The 16,285-nt window shown below is 72.9% G+C and carries 16 protein-coding genes, 1 tRNA gene and 1 other RNA gene; 6 read left to right on the top strand and 12 right to left on the bottom strand.

Translation table 11 applies throughout. The features are described from left to right. Nucleotide 1 precedes the first annotated feature (1 nt). Together ACFYON_RS02980 and ACFYON_RS02975 are read right to left on the bottom strand one after the other, a co-directional pair. A complete protein-coding gene (locus ACFYON_RS02980) occupies nucleotides 2-1,513 on the bottom strand; it encodes a magnesium chelatase (RefSeq protein WP_354865172.1) in 1,512 nt (503 codons plus the stop codon). A gap of 69 nt (nucleotides 1,514-1,582) precedes the next feature. Next, complete coding sequence (locus ACFYON_RS02975) at nucleotides 1,583-2,551, bottom strand: aldo/keto reductase (RefSeq protein WP_354865170.1); 969 nt, start codon at nucleotides 2,549-2,551, stop codon at nucleotides 1,583-1,585. Between the two features lie 57 nt (nucleotides 2,552-2,608). Here ACFYON_RS02975 and mgrA point away from each other — a divergent pair, with 57 nt between their 5' ends. Continuing rightward, entirely contained in the window at nucleotides 2,609-3,598 is a 990-nt protein-coding gene (gene mgrA, locus ACFYON_RS02970) for an L-glyceraldehyde 3-phosphate reductase (protein ID WP_387320507.1), read from the top strand. A 1-nt stretch (nucleotide 3,599) separates the two neighbouring features. Here mgrA and ACFYON_RS02965 read toward each other — a convergent pair whose 3' ends face one another. Then, on the bottom strand, nucleotides 3,600-4,502 hold the full coding sequence (locus ACFYON_RS02965) for a lytic polysaccharide monooxygenase (protein ID WP_354865166.1): 903 nt from the start codon (nucleotides 4,500-4,502) through the stop codon (nucleotides 3,600-3,602). Nucleotides 4,503-4,657: 155 nt separating this feature from the next. Between ACFYON_RS02965 and ACFYON_RS02960 the strand changes: the two genes are divergently transcribed. Beyond that, nucleotides 4,658-6,865 carry a DUF4153 domain-containing protein gene (locus ACFYON_RS02960; protein ID WP_387320504.1) on the top strand — a complete coding sequence of 736 codons (2,208 nt, stop codon included), beginning with the start codon at nucleotides 4,658-4,660 and terminating at the stop codon, nucleotides 6,863-6,865. Nucleotides 6,866-6,900: 35 nt separating this feature from the next. On the opposite strand, the gene ACFYON_RS02955 is transcribed toward ACFYON_RS02960, so the two are convergent. Both ACFYON_RS02955 and ACFYON_RS02950 read right to left on the bottom strand, forming a co-directional pair. Then, nucleotides 6,901-7,242 carry a VOC family protein gene (locus ACFYON_RS02955; protein ID WP_355096070.1) on the bottom strand — a complete coding sequence of 114 codons (342 nt, stop codon included), beginning with the start codon at nucleotides 7,240-7,242 and terminating at the stop codon, nucleotides 6,901-6,903. Then, nucleotides 7,239-8,183 (bottom strand): AraC family transcriptional regulator, encoded by a 945-nt coding sequence (locus ACFYON_RS02950; protein WP_387320502.1) that lies wholly within the window; start codon nucleotides 8,181-8,183, stop codon nucleotides 7,239-7,241. The genes ACFYON_RS02955 and ACFYON_RS02950 overlap by 4 nt, the downstream gene beginning before the upstream one ends. Nucleotides 8,184-8,254: 71 nt before the next feature. Here ACFYON_RS02950 and ACFYON_RS02945 point away from each other — a divergent pair, with 71 nt between their 5' ends. After that, complete coding sequence (locus tag ACFYON_RS02945; RefSeq protein WP_354865158.1) at nucleotides 8,255-8,743, top strand: anthrone oxygenase family protein; 489 nt, start codon at nucleotides 8,255-8,257, stop codon at nucleotides 8,741-8,743. A 392-nt stretch (nucleotides 8,744-9,135) separates the two neighbouring features. On the opposite strand, the gene ACFYON_RS02940 is transcribed toward ACFYON_RS02945, so the two are convergent. Further along, nucleotides 9,136-9,813, bottom strand: a complete 678-nt coding sequence (locus ACFYON_RS02940; protein ID WP_354865156.1) for a hypothetical protein — start codon at nucleotides 9,811-9,813, stop codon at nucleotides 9,136-9,138. On the opposite strand from ACFYON_RS02940, the gene ACFYON_RS02935 reads away from it, so the two are divergent. Continuing rightward, nucleotides 9,800-10,054: a hypothetical protein gene (locus tag ACFYON_RS02935; protein ID WP_387320500.1), complete on the top strand. Its 255-nt coding sequence runs from the start codon at nucleotides 9,800-9,802 to the stop codon at nucleotides 10,052-10,054. The genes ACFYON_RS02940 and ACFYON_RS02935 overlap by 14 nt on opposite strands. Before the next feature lie 95 nt (nucleotides 10,055-10,149). Here ACFYON_RS02935 and ACFYON_RS02930 read toward each other — a convergent pair whose 3' ends face one another. From ACFYON_RS02930 to ACFYON_RS02920, 3 genes are all read right to left on the bottom strand, one after another. Next, nucleotides 10,150-10,293: a hypothetical protein gene (locus tag ACFYON_RS02930; protein WP_354865152.1), complete on the bottom strand. Its 144-nt coding sequence runs from the start codon at nucleotides 10,291-10,293 to the stop codon at nucleotides 10,150-10,152. Nucleotides 10,294-10,657: 364 nt separating this feature from the next. Beyond that, nucleotides 10,658-10,730 (bottom strand) — tRNA-Ala (locus ACFYON_RS02925). A gap of 87 nt (nucleotides 10,731-10,817) precedes the next feature. Further along, nucleotides 10,818-11,408: a YqgE/AlgH family protein gene (locus ACFYON_RS02920; protein WP_354865294.1), complete on the bottom strand. Its 591-nt coding sequence runs from the start codon at nucleotides 11,406-11,408 to the stop codon at nucleotides 10,818-10,820. A 148-nt stretch (nucleotides 11,409-11,556) separates the two neighbouring features. On the opposite strand from ACFYON_RS02920, the gene ACFYON_RS02915 reads away from it, so the two are divergent. Both ACFYON_RS02915 and mdlC read left to right on the top strand, forming a co-directional pair. Continuing rightward, the gene (locus ACFYON_RS02915) at nucleotides 11,557-12,357 is read left to right on the top strand and encodes an S-methyl-5'-thioadenosine phosphorylase (RefSeq protein ID WP_357706600.1); all 801 of its coding nucleotides are present in this window, start codon (nucleotides 11,557-11,559) and stop codon (nucleotides 12,355-12,357) included. A 109-nt stretch (nucleotides 12,358-12,466) separates the two neighbouring features. Further along, the gene (gene mdlC / locus ACFYON_RS02910; RefSeq protein ID WP_357706597.1) at nucleotides 12,467-14,059 is read left to right on the top strand and encodes a benzoylformate decarboxylase; all 1,593 of its coding nucleotides are present in this window, start codon (nucleotides 12,467-12,469) and stop codon (nucleotides 14,057-14,059) included. A gap of 3 nt (nucleotides 14,060-14,062) precedes the next feature. Here the strand turns inward: mdlC and ACFYON_RS02905 are convergent, their stop codons facing one another. The 3 genes from ACFYON_RS02905 to smpB all read right to left on the bottom strand — a co-directional run bounded on the left by ACFYON_RS02905 (nucleotide 14,063) and on the right by smpB (nucleotide 16,153). Beyond that, entirely contained in the window at nucleotides 14,063-15,007 is a 945-nt protein-coding gene (locus ACFYON_RS02905; RefSeq protein WP_357706595.1) for a hypothetical protein, read from the bottom strand. Between the two features lie 187 nt (nucleotides 15,008-15,194). Then, nucleotides 15,195-15,570: a transfer-messenger RNA gene (gene ssrA, locus ACFYON_RS02900) on the bottom strand. A gap of 103 nt (nucleotides 15,571-15,673) precedes the next feature. Continuing rightward, entirely contained in the window at nucleotides 15,674-16,153 is a 480-nt protein-coding gene (gene smpB / locus ACFYON_RS02895) for an SsrA-binding protein SmpB (protein WP_013284227.1), read from the bottom strand. Nucleotides 16,154-16,285: the final 132 nt, after the last annotated feature.

Genomic DNA, 16,285 nt, shown 5'->3' with positions numbered 1-16,285 from the left:
GTCAGTCCCGGTCCCCGTAGACGGTGCGCCCGGAGTCGGTGACGTCCTTGCCGAGCCGGCGGGTCAGGTGCAGCCCTTCCAGCACGAACTCGATGCCGGCGGCGGCCTCCTCCGGGCTGGGCGCGTCGCCGAGCCCGAGGCGGTCGAGCACCTTGGCGAGCCCCGGTACGGTGCCGACCTGGCGCAGCAGCTCGGCCGAGGAGACCAGCTCGCCGGTCTCGACGGCGCCGCCCTCGGCGACGATCGCGGTGAACCCGGACAGGTCGAGCCCGGCCAGGCGGGCGCGGAACGTCTCGGCGGTGGCGGTACGCAGCAGGTGCGCGAGCACCTCGGTCTCGCGTCCCTCCTCGCCGCTCTCGAACTCGACCTTGCCGCGCAGCGTGGAGGTCACCGACACGGTGTCCCCGATCCGGGCCACCGGCGCCTCCGGACGCGACGCCGATCCGGCGCCGCCCGAAGCCGCAGCACCCGCACCGGCCGAAGCAGAGGCAGAGGCAGAGGCACCGGCCAGCAGACCGGAGCGGCGCAGCGCGGCGGCGGCCACGGTCTCCGCGGCGGCGATGGCGAACCGGGCGGACACGCCGGAACGCGGGTCCACCGACGGGGACTCCCGCACGTCGCGGGCGAACCGGGCCAGCACCTCCAGCACGTGCTCCGGCACGACGGCGACCAGGTCGGCCTCCTGCCGGATCAGCGCCAGCTCCAGGTCGAGGTCGAGCGGGTAGTGGGTACGGATCTCCGCCCCGAACCGGTCCTTGAGCGGGGTGATGATCCGGCCCCGGTTGGTGTAGTCCTCCGGGTTGGCGCTGGCCACCAGCAGCAGGTCCAGCGGCAGCCGCAGCTGGTAGCCGCGCACCTGGATGTCGCGCTCCTCCAGCACGTTGAGCAGCGCCACCTGGATGCGTTCGGCCAGGTCGGGCAGCTCGTTGACGGCGAAGACGCCCCGGTTGGTACGCGGCACGAGCCCGAAGTGGATGGTCTCCGGGTCGCCGAGTGTGCGCCCTTGGGCGAGGCGGATCGGGTCGACGTCGCCGATCAGGTCACCGACGCTGGTGTCCGGCGTGGCGAGCTTCTCGCCGTACCGCATCGAGCGGTGCAGCCAGCCGATCGCCAGGTCGTCGCCGGCCGAGTTGACGAGCGCCCGGGAGGCGGGGGTGAGCGGGTGCATCGGGTGCTCGTTGAGCACCGAGCCGGGGATCACCGGGGTCCACTCGTCCAGCAGCGCGCCGAGCGAGCGGATCAGCCGGGTCTTGCCCTGTCCGCGTTCGCCGAGCAGCACCATGTCGTGCCCGGCGAGCAGCGCGCGCTCGACCTCGGGCAGCACCGTGTCCTCGTAGCCCACGATGCCGGGGAAGCGATCCTCGCCGGAGCTCATCCGGGCGAGGAGGTTGTCTCGGAGTTCCTGTTTGACCGTGCGGTACTGGTGGCCGGTCGCGCGCAGCTCGCCGAGCGTGCTCGGCAGGTCGGCGGGCCGGACCGGGGAAACCTGATTGGGAGCGGTCACCCGATCCACGCTAGCGCGGTCCGGCTCCGGGTGCGCCTGTCGTCGTATCCACGACCACGAACGCACCCGGGGCGCGGCTCACTTCCCGAGGCGGGCGCGGATCATCCGGGGCATCGCGGCCAGCCCGGTCACCGGGCGGAACGCGTGCGCGGCGGCGACCAGGGCGGCGTACTCGTCGTCGGCGAGGTCGATCTCGGCGGCGGCCGCGTTGCGTTCCATCTGCTCGACCCCGGAGGCGCCCGGGATGGCCACCACGTTCGGGTGCCGCAGCACGTACGCGAGCGCGATCTGGCTCGGCGTGGCGTCGTGCGCGTCGGCGACCTCGCGCAGCGTGGCGATCAGCGCGGTGCCGCGTTCCAGGTTCTCCGGCAGGAAGTACGGGTTGGCCCGGCGTACCGCCCCGGCCGGCGGGTTCGCGGCGTCGTAGCGGCCGGACAGGAAGCCCTGTGCCAGCGGGGAGTACGCGATGACGATGCGGCCGGCCTGCTCCGCGTACGGGATGAGGTCTTCCTCGGGGCCGCGGTCGATCATGCTGTAGCGGACCTGGTTGCTCAGCACCCGGCGGCCCAGCGCGGCCTCGGCGAACCGCCAGCGGCGCAGCCCGTAGTTGCTGACGCCGACCTCGCCGACCAGCCCGACGTCCTGCAACGAGCGCATGCCGCGCATGGTGGTGGTGTCGGCGACCACCGGGTTGGCCTGATGCACCTGGTAGAGGTCGATGCCGTCGACGCCGAGCCGGGCGGCGGAGGCGACCGCGCGCTGCTGCACCACCGGGGCGACCGGCAGCAGCGGGAAGATCTTGCTGGCGACCACCACCTTTGCCCGGTCGTCGCCGAGCGCCGCGCCGAGGATGCGCTCGCTGCGGCCGAAGCCGTACAGCTCGGCGGTGTCGAACAGGGTCACGCCCAGGTCGAGCGCGCGCCGGACGATCTCGGCGGCCCGGCGTTCGTACTCGGGGCCGTAGCCCCACTCCTTGGAGCCGAACTGCCAGGTGCCGAGGCCGATCTTGGAGATGGGCTTGGGGGTGTCGAGCCGCACGTAACGCATGAGGCCGAAGGTACCCGCGCCGCTGCGGCCACACTCCCGCGGCGACAGAATGACCTCGTGACCTACCTCGCCAGCGACGACCGTTACCACAAGATGATCTACCGGCGCAGCGGCCGGAGCGGGCTGAAGCTGCCCGTCATCTCCCTCGGCCTGTGGCACAACTTCGGACCGGACCGGCCCTTCGAGCGGCAGCGCGACATCGTCCGCCGCGCCTTCGACCTCGGCATCACCCACTTCGACCTGGCGAACAACTACGGACCGCCGCCCGGCGCGGCGGAGGAGAACTTCGGCCGGCTCCTGGCCACCGACCTGAAGCCGTACCGGGACGAGCTGGTGATCTCCAGTAAGGCGGGCTACCTGATGTGGCCCGGCCCGTACGGCGAGTGGGGCTCGCGCAAGTACCTGATCTCGTCGCTGGACCAGTCGCTGCGCCGCCTCGGACTGGACTGCGTCGACATCTTCTACTCGCACCGGTTCGATCCGGACACGCCGCTGGAGGAGACGATGGGCGCGCTCGACGCGATCGTCCGCTCCGGCAAGGCGCTCTACGTCGGCATCTCCAACTACGACTCGGAGCAGACCGAGCGGGCCGCCGAGATCCTCCGCGACCTGGGCACGCCGCTGCTGATCAACCAGCCGTCGTACTCGATGATGAACCGCTGGACCGAGCGCGACGGGCTGCTGGACACGCTGGAGCGCGTCGGGGCCGGCTGCATCGCGTACAGCCCGCTCGCCCAGGGCCTGCTCACCGACCGTTACCTGGACGGCATCCCGGCCGACTCCCGGGTGCGCACGAGCGTCTTCCTGGACGAGAGCGACCTCGACGACCAGACGATGGGGACGGTCCGGGGTCTCGCCGCGGTGGCCGAGCGGCGCGGGCAGACCCTGGCTCAGCTCGCCCTGGCCTGGGCACTGCGCGACCCGCGCATGACCAGCCTCATCATCGGCGCGAGCAGCGTGACGCAACTGGAGGGCAACGTGGCGGCGCTGGACGACCTCGCCCTGGACGGTGACGACCTGGCCGAGATCAGGAAGGTGCTCGGCTGAGTCACCAGATCCGGCGCCGCCCGACGCGGTGGTTGCGGACCCCACACGGCTGCCCGGGCGGCGGCCCGCCGGCCCGGCTCAGCCGCATCCCGACCACTGCCGCCGCGAGCAGCGCGACGACGAGCGCCGCCGCGCCGACGAGCAACGGCCGGGACAGCGGCCCGTCGTCGGTCACCGCCGCGACCGGCACCGCCGACTCGTCGCCGGTCGCCGCTCCGGCGAGGGTACGCGGAGGCGAGGCGCTCGCCTTCGGCGCTGCCGGTGCCGCGTCCGGCTCACCGCGTGCCGGCCGGAAGATCACGTCCGAGCAGGAGTAGTACGTGTCCTGGGTGTCCGAGTTCTGCCAGATGACGTAGACGATGTGCCGGCCGGTGCGCCCGGCCGGGAGCCGTCCCCGCATCTCGTACGCGCCCGCCCGGATCGGCGGATCGGTTACCCGAAGGAACGGCTTCTCCTCCAGGTCCGCCCAGGTCAGCACGCCCCGGGGCGAGTACGAGCCGGTGGTGACGTAGTACCGGAACGTGCCCCGGTGCGGGATGGTGGTGCGGTAGCGGAACGTGTGCGACGCCCCGGCGGTCAACGTGGTGGCCGGCCAGTCGGCGCGCGGCAGGTCCAGTCCCCGGTACGCGGACAGCCCGCCGCTGCACAGCTCCCCGTCCGGGATGCGTTCCCGGTCCCGCCCATCGATCCGGGCCACCCGGATGTTGTCCCACTCGCGTACCGCCGCTCCGGCGGCTGTCGCGGCCCGGCAGGCGGGCGTCCGCCCCCGGCCACCCTCCGGCCCGCACGCGGCGGCCCGGCTCAGTGGGCTGGTCGGCGCACCGTGTGCCGCGGCCGGCGCGGCGGTCAGCGGCACCGTCGCGGCGACGGCGGCGAGCGCGGCGAGCGCGCGACGTGCGGCCATGTGATCGACCTCCCGCGCACTGGTACGGCCGCGAGCCGCCAAAGGTTCGATCCGCGCCGATCGGCCGGGGCGACGTGACCGAACGGACAACCGGGGCGGCGGGGCGCGTGTGGTGGGCCCTACAGTGACGAAACCCTGTGATCGAGGAGTCTCCCTTGCCCGAGCCGGAACCGTCCCCCGAGCCGACCCGCGCCACCCTGGCGGACGGTCCCGCGACGGGCGACGTCCCCGCCCTCGCGCAGCCGTACCTGCTGGTCCTGCCCACCGTGGAGGGCGCTCCCCCGCCGGTGCCCTGGCCGGGCGCCGAGGGGCAGCCCGGCTGGGCCATTCCGGTCAGCGTGCCGCCCGGCACCCAGGGGTACGCCTTGTTCGTCCCGCTGGTCCCGGCACCCGGCCAGCCGACGCCGGCCGTACCCGTCCAGGCGAGCGCGCCCGCCGCCGAGCGTTCCCCGACCGGCGCGACCGCTGCGGCGCTGGCCACGGCCGAGGGCGGTCCGACGGCGGCGGCCGAAACGCCGTCGGCCATTGGCGACGGCGAGCCTTCTCCGGCGGGCGCCGGCTCGTCGGCTTCAGCCACCGCGGAGGCGGCGGGTGCGGCCACTGCCGCCTCCGCTCAGGCCGGGACCGGCCCGCGCCCCGGCGACGGCGCTCCGCAGACCTCTGCCGACGGTCCGCGGACGCCTGTCGCCTCCCCGGGCGCACAACCCGCCTCCGGGCCGTGGGCCGCGCCGGGTGCGCAACGCGCTCCGGGGACGCCGCCTCCGCCCGGCGGTGGGCCGATGCCCGCGCCGCCGCACCCGGGGTGGGTCGGGCACCCGCAGGCGCCGGTCTGGGCACCGCGCCCGCCGGCGCCGCGGACCTCGTTCCTCGGCGCGTGGTGGCCCGGCCCGAAGGCGGCGACCGGGCGGGCCGTGCCGCTCGCGGTGCTGGCCGCCGCGATCGGCAGCGCGGTCTTCGTGCCGCTGGGCCGCGTCGGCGTCGGCTGGTTCCTGGGGTGGCTCACGCTCACACTCGCGGTGGGGCTGGCGGTCCGGTCCAGGACCACTGATCTGCCGCGCGCCGACAAGCTCATCCGGGCCGGGTGGGCGGTGGCCGCCCTGGCCCTGATCGCCGTACCGGCGTTTCGCAACGCCTGGTGGCAGGTGACGTTCTGTGTGCTCGGCGCGCTCGGCTGCGCCACGCTCGCGATCATCGGCGGCCGGCTGGTGCGCTCGATCCTGTTCGGCCTGGTGGCCACGCCGTTCGCGGCGTTGCGGGGCCTGCCCTGGGTACGCCGGCACGTCACCGCCTCGCCGCAGGAGGCGACGGTGCGCAAGGTGACCGTCTCGGTCGTCGCCACGGTCGTGGTGCTCCTGGTGTTCGGCAGCCTGCTCGCGTCGGCCGACGCGGCGTTCTCCGAGGCGCTCGGCTCGCTCGTTCCCGAGATCAACATCGGTACGGTGTTCGGCTGGCTGTTCCTGGCCGTGGTGGGCGGCCTGATCGCTGTCGCCGCGCTCTACACGCTCGCCGCACCGCCCGACCTGTCCACCATGGACCGTGCCGGTGAGCGCCGTCTCGGCCTGCTGGAGTGGGCCCCGGCCATCGGCGCGCTCACGCTGCTGTTCGCCGGGTTCGTGGTGGTGCAGTTCACCACGCTCTTCGGTGGGCAGCGGCACGTGCAGCGGGTCGCCGGTCTCAGCTACGCCGAGTACGCGCGCAGCGGCTTCTGGCAGCTGCTGTTCGTCACGCTGCTGACCGTGGTGGTACTGGGCGGGGTGAGCCGCTGGGCACGCCGGGAGCAGCCGGTCGAGCGGCTCCTGCTGCGCGTCCTGCTGGGGCTGATCAGCGCGCTGAGCGTGGTGATCGTGGCATCGGCGCTGTCCCGCATGTGGACGTACCAGAAGGTCTACAGCTTCACCGGCGAGCGGATCTTCGTGATGGCCTTCGAGATGCTGCTCGGCACGGTCTTCCTGATGATCCTCGCGGCGGGCGTGAAGTGGCGGGGCCGGTGGATTCCCGGCACCACGCTCGCGCTGGCGGTGGCGATGCTGCTCGGCCTGGCCGTGCTCAACCCCGAGGACTACGTCGCCCGCCGCAACACGCTGCGCTACGAGCAGACCGGCAAGATCGACGCGTGGTACCTGCGGGCGCTGTCCGCCGACGCCACGCCGGCGCTCGCCAAGCTCCCCGATCCGGTACGCCGGTGCACGCTGAGCTGGATCGCCGACGACCTCGCCGAGCCGGACCCCTGGTACGCCTGGAACCTGGGCCGCCAGCGCGCCCGGAAGGCGCTTGAGGAGGTCGGCCCGCAGGCGATCGGCGGCCAGAAGGACTGCCGCCGGGCCGACCAGTTCGACCTGCCGAAGACGCGGCGCCCCCGCTGACCTCGCCGGCCGGGCCGCGGATCACCGCGGCCCGGTCAGGCCGGGCCGCCGCCGAAGCCGATCTCGTTGCCGTCCGGGTCGTGGAAGATCACCTTGCGGACGCCGTTGTCGTAGGTCTCCCGCGTGGCCGGCTCCAGCCCGCGGGCGGCGATCGCCGCGACACGGGAGTCGAAGTCTTCGACGAAGATTGTCTGCATGGCGTGACCGGCGTGGCCGGGCCGCACCTCAATGTAGAGGCAGCGGTGCTCCGCCAGCTCCCACACCGCCTCGTGGTCGTTGGGCAGGAACTGCGGCGGGGCGCCGAGCAGTCGCTCGTACCAGGCCGTCGACACGGCGAGATCACTGATCGGGACGCCGGCGAACAGGTCGACAGTCATCCGGCCAATCTAGCCGCGTCGACGTGCCCGCGCGGGCTCACGCCGTACCGGCGCTTGAACGCCGTACTCAGGGCGAACGAGCTGCCGTAGCCGACCCGGCGGGCCACCGCTCCCACTGTGGCGCCGGGCTCGCGGAGCAGGTCGGCCGCGAGCGCCAGCCGCCAACCCGTCAGATACGACATGGGCGGCTCGCCGACCAGCGCGGTGAAGCGCCGGGCCAACGCCGCCCGCGACAGCCCCACCTCGGCGGCGAGCGACGCCACCGTCCACGGCCGGCCCGGCTCGTGGTGCAGCATCCGCAGCGCGCGGCCGACCACCGGATCGGCGTACGCCAGGTACCAGGCGGGCGCGGCGGCGCCCGGCCGGGCGAACCACTCCCGCAGCGCGGCGATGAGCAGCAGGTCGAGCAGGCGGTCGAGCACCGCCTCCTGGCCGGGGTCGTCCTTGACGATCTCGGCGGCCAGCAGCGGCACCAGCGGCGTGTCCCACGACTCGCGCCGGACCACCGCGAGCGGCGGCAGCGCGTCCAGCAGCCGCCTCCCGACAGTGCCCCGCACCGGGTACGTGCCGGTGAGCAGCACGGTCCGGCCGTCCGGCCCGTTGCCCCAGGTGCGTACGCCCCACCGCGTCATCGCGAACAGCTCGCGCCCGTCCGGCGTGGTGCAGCGCTGGCCCGGATGCACGACCACCTGCGGCGCCGTGGCCGGATCGTCAGCCACCGTGTACGGAGCAGGGCCGCGCACGATCGCCACATCACCGCCGGTCAGCCGAGCGGCGTCGCCCTCCTCCGGCACGATCCACGCGTCACCCCGCACCACGGCGACAAGCGTCAACGGCGCCTCGTCCCGGATCAGCATCGACCAGGGCGGGGTGAGGATCGAGCGCAGCAGGAAGGCGCCCCGCGCCCGGGGACCGTCGAGCAGACCGGAAACGGCGTCCACGAAGACGATTGAACACAGGACCGCGCGTCCTGACCATGTGCCGTCTCACCGCGCGGCGGTTCGATGAGGACATGCGACTCGTACAACAACTGACGCTGGTCGGCGCCACAGTCGGGGCCGGGCTGATGGCGGGCCTGTTCGCCGCGTTCGCGTACGCCGTGATGCCGGCGCTGCGCGGCGCGGACGACCGCACGTTCGTGGACGCCATGCAGCGCGTCAACGTCACCATCTTCAACGGCTGGTTCCTGTTGGCCTTCCTGGGTACGCCGGTGCTGGCCGCGCTCTCGGCGGTGCTGGCGTGGCGGGGTGCGGCCCGGCCGGCACTGCCGTGGATCGTCGCCGGGCTCGCCCTGTACCTGGTGATGTTCGTCGTCACCGTGGCGGTTAACGTGCCGTTGAACGACGCGCTCGCGGCGGCCGAAGCGGCCGATGTGGCTGCGGCACGCGAGCGCTTCGAGTCCGCCTGGGTCACCTGGAACGTGGTCCGGACGCTGGCGAGCACGGCCGGTTTCGGCGCGTTGTGCTGGGCGCTGGTGCTCGCGGGCCGGGTGGTCGGTTGAGTGGTTTCCAGCCGGTTGAGGGCGTTCCATCGGCCGGGTTGGCCGGGCTCGCCGCGGCTTCGGCAGGCGAGCCCCAGCCGACCGGGCCCGTCGCTATGGCTGCCGGTCTTCGATCAGCGGCAGGCAGTTGTCCCGGACCGCCCACAGGAGTGCAGCAACCCGAAGCCCTGGTCTCGGCAACCGCAGGCAATGGCGCGTCTGGCGGCCGGCGAGCGTGACGCGGCGGAGCCACCCTTCCAGGCCCAGCCCCGGGGATCGGGGCATCAGGACATCGGCGGGCGGGATCTCGGGGTGTCGTGGAGCGCGGAGAACTCCACGATCACCCCGGTGATCTCACCCGCCACGCGATCACCCTGAGCCGGGAGGACTAGCTCAGGGAAGCTTCTGAACAATCAGCCGCCGACCGCCGCCGACAAAGGCCACCTCTTTACCGTCGGGTGACACACTGGGCGATAACGCAGCACCCTCCCGGTGTCCGACGACGATCCCGCCGAACTCAACGCCACAACCGTCTGCTCCGTAGCACCGACAGCAGCCGGGCGGTCCAAGCCGGCCGCGGCAGCTTCCTTCTCCGACAAAGCCGGCAGGTCCGGCGTCACCTCCACCTCGGCACGCACCACCCCCGCCCGGTAGTCGTTGACCGTGGACAGCGGCTGCGCCTGGCGACACGCCTCCACCTCAGGCGACGTCAACGCGCACGCAGGCAGAGAAACCAACTGGAGGCGGGAATCCCAGTCCGCGCCGTAAGCATGCCGAAACGCCGAGTAGTCGAGCTCAAGTCCAACCCGACCCGCCTCACTTCGGCCATCCGCCCGCGCCACCTTCACCGCCAGCGGAAAACCAGCCCACCGCGCCGCAGCCCGATCCAACACCCGCACCGCCACCCGAGGCGGGACAGCCGCACCACCAGCCGCCTTCGCCGACGCCGCAGCGGGAGCGATGGCAACCGGCAGCCCGCCGACCTTCGCGCGGGCAGGAAGCCGCCGCGACCCATCAGCCGACAGCGGTAGATTCACCAGCGCTGCCCCTGCAGACGGCCACGACACCTGCGCCGGCTTGGACTTCTCCATCGCGGGCAGCGCAGCCTTCTTCGACTTCACCGCCGACACCGGCACCGAACGATCCCGCGCCACCCCATCCGCCGCAGGCTTCGGCGTTGGCTTCGCCTGCGCTGGCACAACCGGCAACAACGACAAGCCCACCGCCACCGCGGTCGGCAACGCTCCACGCCATACCAGCCAACCCAGCCGCGCGATCAACCGCGACGAAACCAACCCACCCACCACGCCCCCGAATCCACGAGCCAAGTGATCGAGGACGCTAAGATCACCACCCCTCCGCGTCAAGGCCCGAACACAACTGGTGAGGATGACGTGCCCAGAATCGGACAGATGCAGTTGTCGATCTCACCAAGGGTGAGCGAGAGAAAGACTCAGATCCGGCGCTACCGTTGTGGCTACGCCAAGGCCGCTGCCGTCCGTCATGGCGTAGCTGCGGCGTTGCGGGGAGAGCCAGATGCCGGTGTGCTGCTCGTCCTGCTGCAGACGCACGCAGAGACTGTGCGGGCCGCAGCCAGAGCCAAACCTGAGCGCTGAGCCAACTTCTCCGGCAGCGCGCAAAATCAGGTTGAAATACCCTTTTCCGGTGGAAGAATTAGGCGCAGAAACAACATTCCACGTATATCAGCTCAATAGGCACCTTCGCGGCGTGATCACGCCCCACATTTTCGCTCTTGCAAGCCTTTGGGCCACGGCCACATAAAACACCAGGTAGGACGCGGCCCGGACGCGGTTGTCGATCTTGCTGTCCGGGTGAGAGCGTGGGGCGCAACTGTGAGTAAATCTTTGACCAAGAGATCCAAAAAAAGCGACATCTCTCGATGAGAGATGTCGCCTGACCTGCACAAACACAAGGTGGAGCCGAGGGGACTCGAACCCCTGACCCCCACACTGCCAGTGTGGTGCGCTACCAGCTGCGCCACGGCCCCTTGCGGTCGTCCCGGTCGCCCGGGCACGGAGAGAACTATACACACGCCGTCCGGCATGGTCATCTCGCGGGGTCCCCCGCACCCGGGTCAGTTCAGCGCCACGTCCGGCGGGAAGTGGGCCACCGCCGCCATCATGCCGCCCTGCCGGCGCAGCACCATCGGCCAGAGATCATCCGGCCGGTCGACGAAGGCGTCGCCGGGCAGCGCGTCGAGCACGAACCAGGAGCCCTCCTCGATCTCGCGCTCCACCTGACCGGCACCCCAGCCGGAGTAGCCGGCGAACACCCGGATCCCGCCGATGGCCTCGCGCAGCTTCTCCGGGTCGGCCGAGAGGTCGATCGTGCCGACCGCGCCGGAGACGCGGTGGAAGCCCTTGACCGGCCGGACCGGGTGCCGCATCCGGGCCAGGCAGATGGCCGAGTCGGGCTGCACCGGGCCGCCCTCGAACAGCACGGCCGGGTCGCCGGCCAGGTCGCTCCAGTCGCCGAGCACGTCGGCCACCGAGACCTCGGTGGCCCGGTTCAGCACCACCCCGAGGGCGCCGCCGGGTTCGTGGGCGACGAGCAGCACGACCGTACGGTCGAAGTTCGGATCCTTGAGCCCTGGTGCCGCGACCAGCAGTCGTCCGGTCATCGTCTCCATGGCCCGGCCACCGATCGCCTGCCCCTCACCCTGCATGTCCGACACCCGTCAGCCGTGCGCCCGTACGGGCCCGCGGCCGTCGACCGTCCACCCTGTCAACGCCATGTCACGCACCATAGCCTGCGTCCGGCCCGCTGGTTAAGGTCTGACGGCGGGTGATCGCGACGGATCGAGGGAGGGCCGGATGGCGGCGCAGGCCGAACTGGCGGTGATCGGCGGGTCGGGTCTCTACGCCCTGCTCGACGGCGCGGAGCACGTGGTGGACACCCCGTACGGCGCACCGTCGGGCCCGATCACGGTCGCCGAGGTGGGCGGCCGGCGGGTGGCGTTCCTGCCCCGCCACGGGCGCGATCACAGGTACCCGCCGCACCTGATCCCGTACCGGGCGAACCTGTGGGCGCTGCGGTCGCTCGGCGTACGCCAGGTGCTGGCGCCCTGCGCGGTCGGCGGGCTGCGGCCGGAGCTGGGTCCGGGGACGTTCGTGGTGCCGGACCAGTTGATCGACCGCACCAGCGGGCGCGTGCAGACCTACTACGACCGGGGCGCGGTGCACGTGTCGTTCGCCGACCCGTACTGCCCGGCCGGGCGGCGCACGCTGCTGGACACGGCGGCCGGGCGCGGCGTGCCGGCGGTGGACGGCGGAACGGTGGTCGTGGTCGAGGGTCCGCGCTTCTCGACCCGGGCGGAGTCGCGCTGGTTCGCCTCGATGGGCGGCACGATCGTCAACATGACCGGCCACCCGGAGGCGGTCCTGGCCCGCGAGCTGGCGCTCTGCTACACGTCGATCGCGCTGGTCACGGACCTGGACGCGGGCGTCGAGGCGGGCGAGTCGGTCACCCACGAGGAGGTGTTCCGGGTCTTCGCGGAGAACACGGACCGGCTGCGTGGGCTGCTGCTGGACGCCGTCGCGGCACTGCCCGCCGAGCGGGACTGCCGGTGCGGGAGCGCGCTGGACGGGATCAAGCTGCCGTTCCCGCTACCCTGAGCACGGGAAGCGCCCGAAAAGTCGGCTTCGGCCCGATAGATTCGGCTGGTCGGGAGACTGGGCACCGGGCCGGCTCCGGCATCCGCGTGCGGAACGGAGGCGGCCGGCCATGGCGACGGTGCGGGAGGCGACCTACGACCTGCTGCGCGCGCTCGGCCTGACCACCGTCTTCGGCAACCCCGGCTCGACCGAGGAGCCGTTCCTCGCCGACTTCCCGGACGACTTCCACTACGTGCACGCGCTCCAGGAGGCGTCGGCGGTCGCCATGGCCGACGGCTACGCCCAGGGCACCGGCCGGCCCGCGCACGTCAACCTGCACACCGCGCCGGGCACCGGCAACGGCATGGGCAACCTGGTCACCGCCTGGCACAACCGGACCCCGCTGATCGTCAGCGCCGGCCAGCAGACCCGCGAGATGCTGCTGATCGAGCCGCGCCTGGCCAGCCCTCGGGCGGTCGAGCTGGCCCAGCCGTACGTCAAGTGGGCCCACGAGCCGGCCCGCGCGCAGGACATCCCGGCGGCCTTCATGCGGGCGTACGCCTCGGCGGTGCAGCCACCGGCCGGGCCGGTGTTCCTCTCGCTGCCGATGGACGACTGGGACCGTCCGGCCGACCCGCCGCCGCAGGTGCGTACCGTCGCCACCCGGATCGCGGCGGACCCGGACCGGCTGCGGGGCTTCGCCGACGTGCTGGCCGCCGCCCGCGCCCCGGCGCTGGTGCTCGGCGCGGCGGTGGACCGGTCGGACGCCTGGCCCGAGGCGGTGGCGCTGGCCGAGCACCTGGCCGCCCCGGTCTGGGCCGCCCCGGCGCCGGAGCGGGCGGTGTTCCCCGAGCGCCACCCGCACTTCCGGGGCGTGCTGCCGTACGCGATCGGGCCGCTGTCGGAGACGCTGCGCGGCCACGACGTGGTGCTCGTGGTGGGCGCCCCGGTGTTCCGCTACTACCCGTACGTGCCGGGCGACTACCTGCCCGGCGACACGCGGCTGCTGCACGTCACCGACGATCCGGACGAGGCGGCCCGCGCGCCGGTCGGGGAGAGCCTGCTCGGCGACGCCGGGTTGACCATGGCCGCGCTGCGCGAGCTGCTGCCGGCGGCCGGCCGGGCGGCACCGTCAGCGCGCCAGCGGCCGGCCCCGCCCGAGCCGGCCGACCCGCCGAGCGCCGACGCGCTGTTCGCCGCGCTGGCTGACGCGTGGCCGGCGGACGGGGTGCTGGTGCAGGAGTCGCCGTCCAACCTGGCCGCGCTGCGCCGCCGGCTGCCGATCGAGCGGCCGCGCTCGTACCTGACGATGGCCAGCGGCGGACTCGGGTTCGGCCTGCCGGCGGCGGTCGGCATGGCGCTCGCCGAACGCGACACCGGGCGTGGCCGCCCGGTGGTCGCGGTGGTCGGCGACGGCTCGTTCCACTACTCGGTGCAGACGCTGTGGACGGCGGCGCGGCTGCGGCTGCCGCTCGCCGTCGTGGTGCCGGTGAACCAGCAGTACGCGATCCTCAAGGCGTTCGCCGACCTGAAGCACACCCCGGGCGTGCCCGCGCTGGACCTGCCCGGGCTCGACGTGACGGCGGTGGCGCACGGCTACGGCTGCGCCGGTGAGGCGACCACGCTGGACGGGCTCGGTGCGGCGCTGGGCGCCGCGCTGGCCGCGGACCGGCCGACGGTGCTGCCGGTGGCGATCAGCACCGAGGTGCCGCGGATCCTGTGAGCCTCAGCCGGGCCGGACGGTCAGCGGGGCGCCGCTGCCGGCGTCGAGCACGACGCGCCCGCCCACCGGCGCGGTGAGCGTGACGCTGACCGGCTTCAGCATGAGCGCCAGGGTGCAGGGGCCCGTGGGCGGGACCACGGCACCGCCGATCACCACCGCGTCCGGGCGTTCCAGCACCAGCGGGGTGGGCGGACCGTCGCAGGCGCCGACGCCGAGCACGTAGTCGATGCGGTTGCCCTCGACCGCCCGTAGCTGCTGCGCGGACACCAGACCCGCCGGGAGCGGCTTACCGGGCACCGCGCCGCCGGGGGCCCGGCCGGTCACGCGAGGTGCGACAGCCACCCGCGCCACGGGTACGGCCAGCTCGTCCACAGTGAACAGCCAGGCGGGCACCTCGGCGCGGCCCCGGCTGGTCCACACCGGCGCGCTGCCCAGCCGCAGCTCGGTCACGGTGAGCGGGAGGCACGGGTTCGGCGCCGACGTGGAGACCGGGTCGTTCGGGCCCGGCCGGCCGGTCGGTGCCGGATCGGGTGCGGCCGGGCGCCCGTCGCAGGGCGGCGGGTCGCCCTGGTCCAGTTGCGCGTACGCGTCGGCGGCGCTGACCAGCGGCACCCGCAGCGTGCCGTCGGGGAACCGGATCGTGCCGTCCTTCGGCACGTCAGCCGGGATCGGGATCTGGTCTCGGAACCAGCCGGCCCCGAACGCCACCTTCGTCTCGTCGGTGAAGCCCGGGTCGCCGGCCAGCACTGTGGCGTCCTGGAGCGGCACGTACCCGTCGCGCCAGCCCGGCCCGGGCCGCCAGCCCGCTGCGACCTCCTGCGCCCGCTCGGTGAACGCGGACCGCTGGTCCGGGCCGGCCGACGGGGCCACCCCCGGATCGGCGCCGGGCGAGGCGCAGGCGGAGAGGGCCAGCAACGGGATCCCGAGCAGGGCGAGCACGCGACGCATACCGCTTGGACGCGTGCCCGTCCCGGCCGGTTCCCCGGGCTCGGTCCTCGTCGCCGACGGTGGCCGGCGCCCGCCCAAGGGCGCGCAGGTCGCCGGAGGCTGCCTCACCCTCGGCTGTCCCGATCGCATCGAGCGCCTCAGACGGCTGTGCGCCCCGGTCCGAGTGGACCGGGGCGCACAGGCCGTGTCGTGGAGGTGCCGGGAATCGAACCCGGGTCCTTCGCCGGTTTGTCAGGGCTTCTCCGAGCGCAGCTCGCTATGCCTCTACTCGGCCCCACCGCTCACGCGAGCAAGTTGGTGTGACGGGCCCAGTCGCTGATTAATCTCGCCGCACGGACCCCGCGACCGGGTCCGGTTGGCCAGCCTTCTAGCTGATGCCGGCTAACTGGGTCGAAGGCGCTCCCAGGCCGACAGACTTGCTACTCGCCTCAGGCGGCGAGAGCGAAGTCAGCGCGATTGTTCTTGGCGCTTATTGGTTTCCGACGACCGATTCTCGAGACGACGTCGGCTTCCTCGGCTCGCTTCCCCTGTCGCTGCGTACGAAGTCGAAACCAGTCACCCCCTCGTAGCGCTGCCCCTGTCGGCAGCACACCAAGCCTAACGCCTGGCGCAACCGGTTTCATCCCGAGGCCCACTTGACGCGGGATACCGGACGAACCGGACGTATCACTCAGCCATGCCCTTGCCTCGCCGGCCCACCGCCCGGGCGATCTCCCGGTCGGCGTCCCGCTTGGCGAGGTCCTGGCGCTTGTCGTACGACTTCTTACCCCGGGCCAGGCCGATCTCCACCTTGGCCCAGCCGTCGGAGAAGTAGACCTGCAACGGCACCAGCGTCAGGCCGCTCTCCTTGAGCTTGCCCAGCAGCCGGTCGATCTCCAGCCGGTTGAGCAGCAACTTGCGGGTGCGCCGGGGCTCGTGGTTGGTCCAGGTGCCCTGGGCGTACTCCGGGATGTGCATGGCGTGCAGGTAGATCTCGCCGTCGCGCTCCTGGGCGAACGCGTCCACGAGCGACGCCCGCCCGGCCCGCAGCGACTTCACCTCGGTGCCGGTGAGCGCCATGCCCGCCTCGTACGTGTCGAGGATGGCGTAGTCGTGGCGTGCCTTCTTGTTGGAGGCGACCACCTTGCGACCCTTTTCCCGTGGCATCGGCGCCACCCCCTTCCTGATCGACTCACCGGCCACCGGCCGGCGAGCGGAGATCATGCTACCGGAACCACAAGGGCCCTCCCGCGCCGTTTATTCCGGCGCGGGAGGGCCCTTGGCAGAGCCGTACGGGCG

Source organism: Micromonospora sp. NPDC005686, from assembly GCF_042871665.1.
In the GTDB taxonomy this organism is placed as follows: Bacteria; Actinomycetota; Actinomycetes; order Mycobacteriales; family Micromonosporaceae; genus Micromonospora.
Note: the sequence above shows the minus strand (reverse complement) of the source record. Positions and strands in the feature narration are given on the sequence as shown.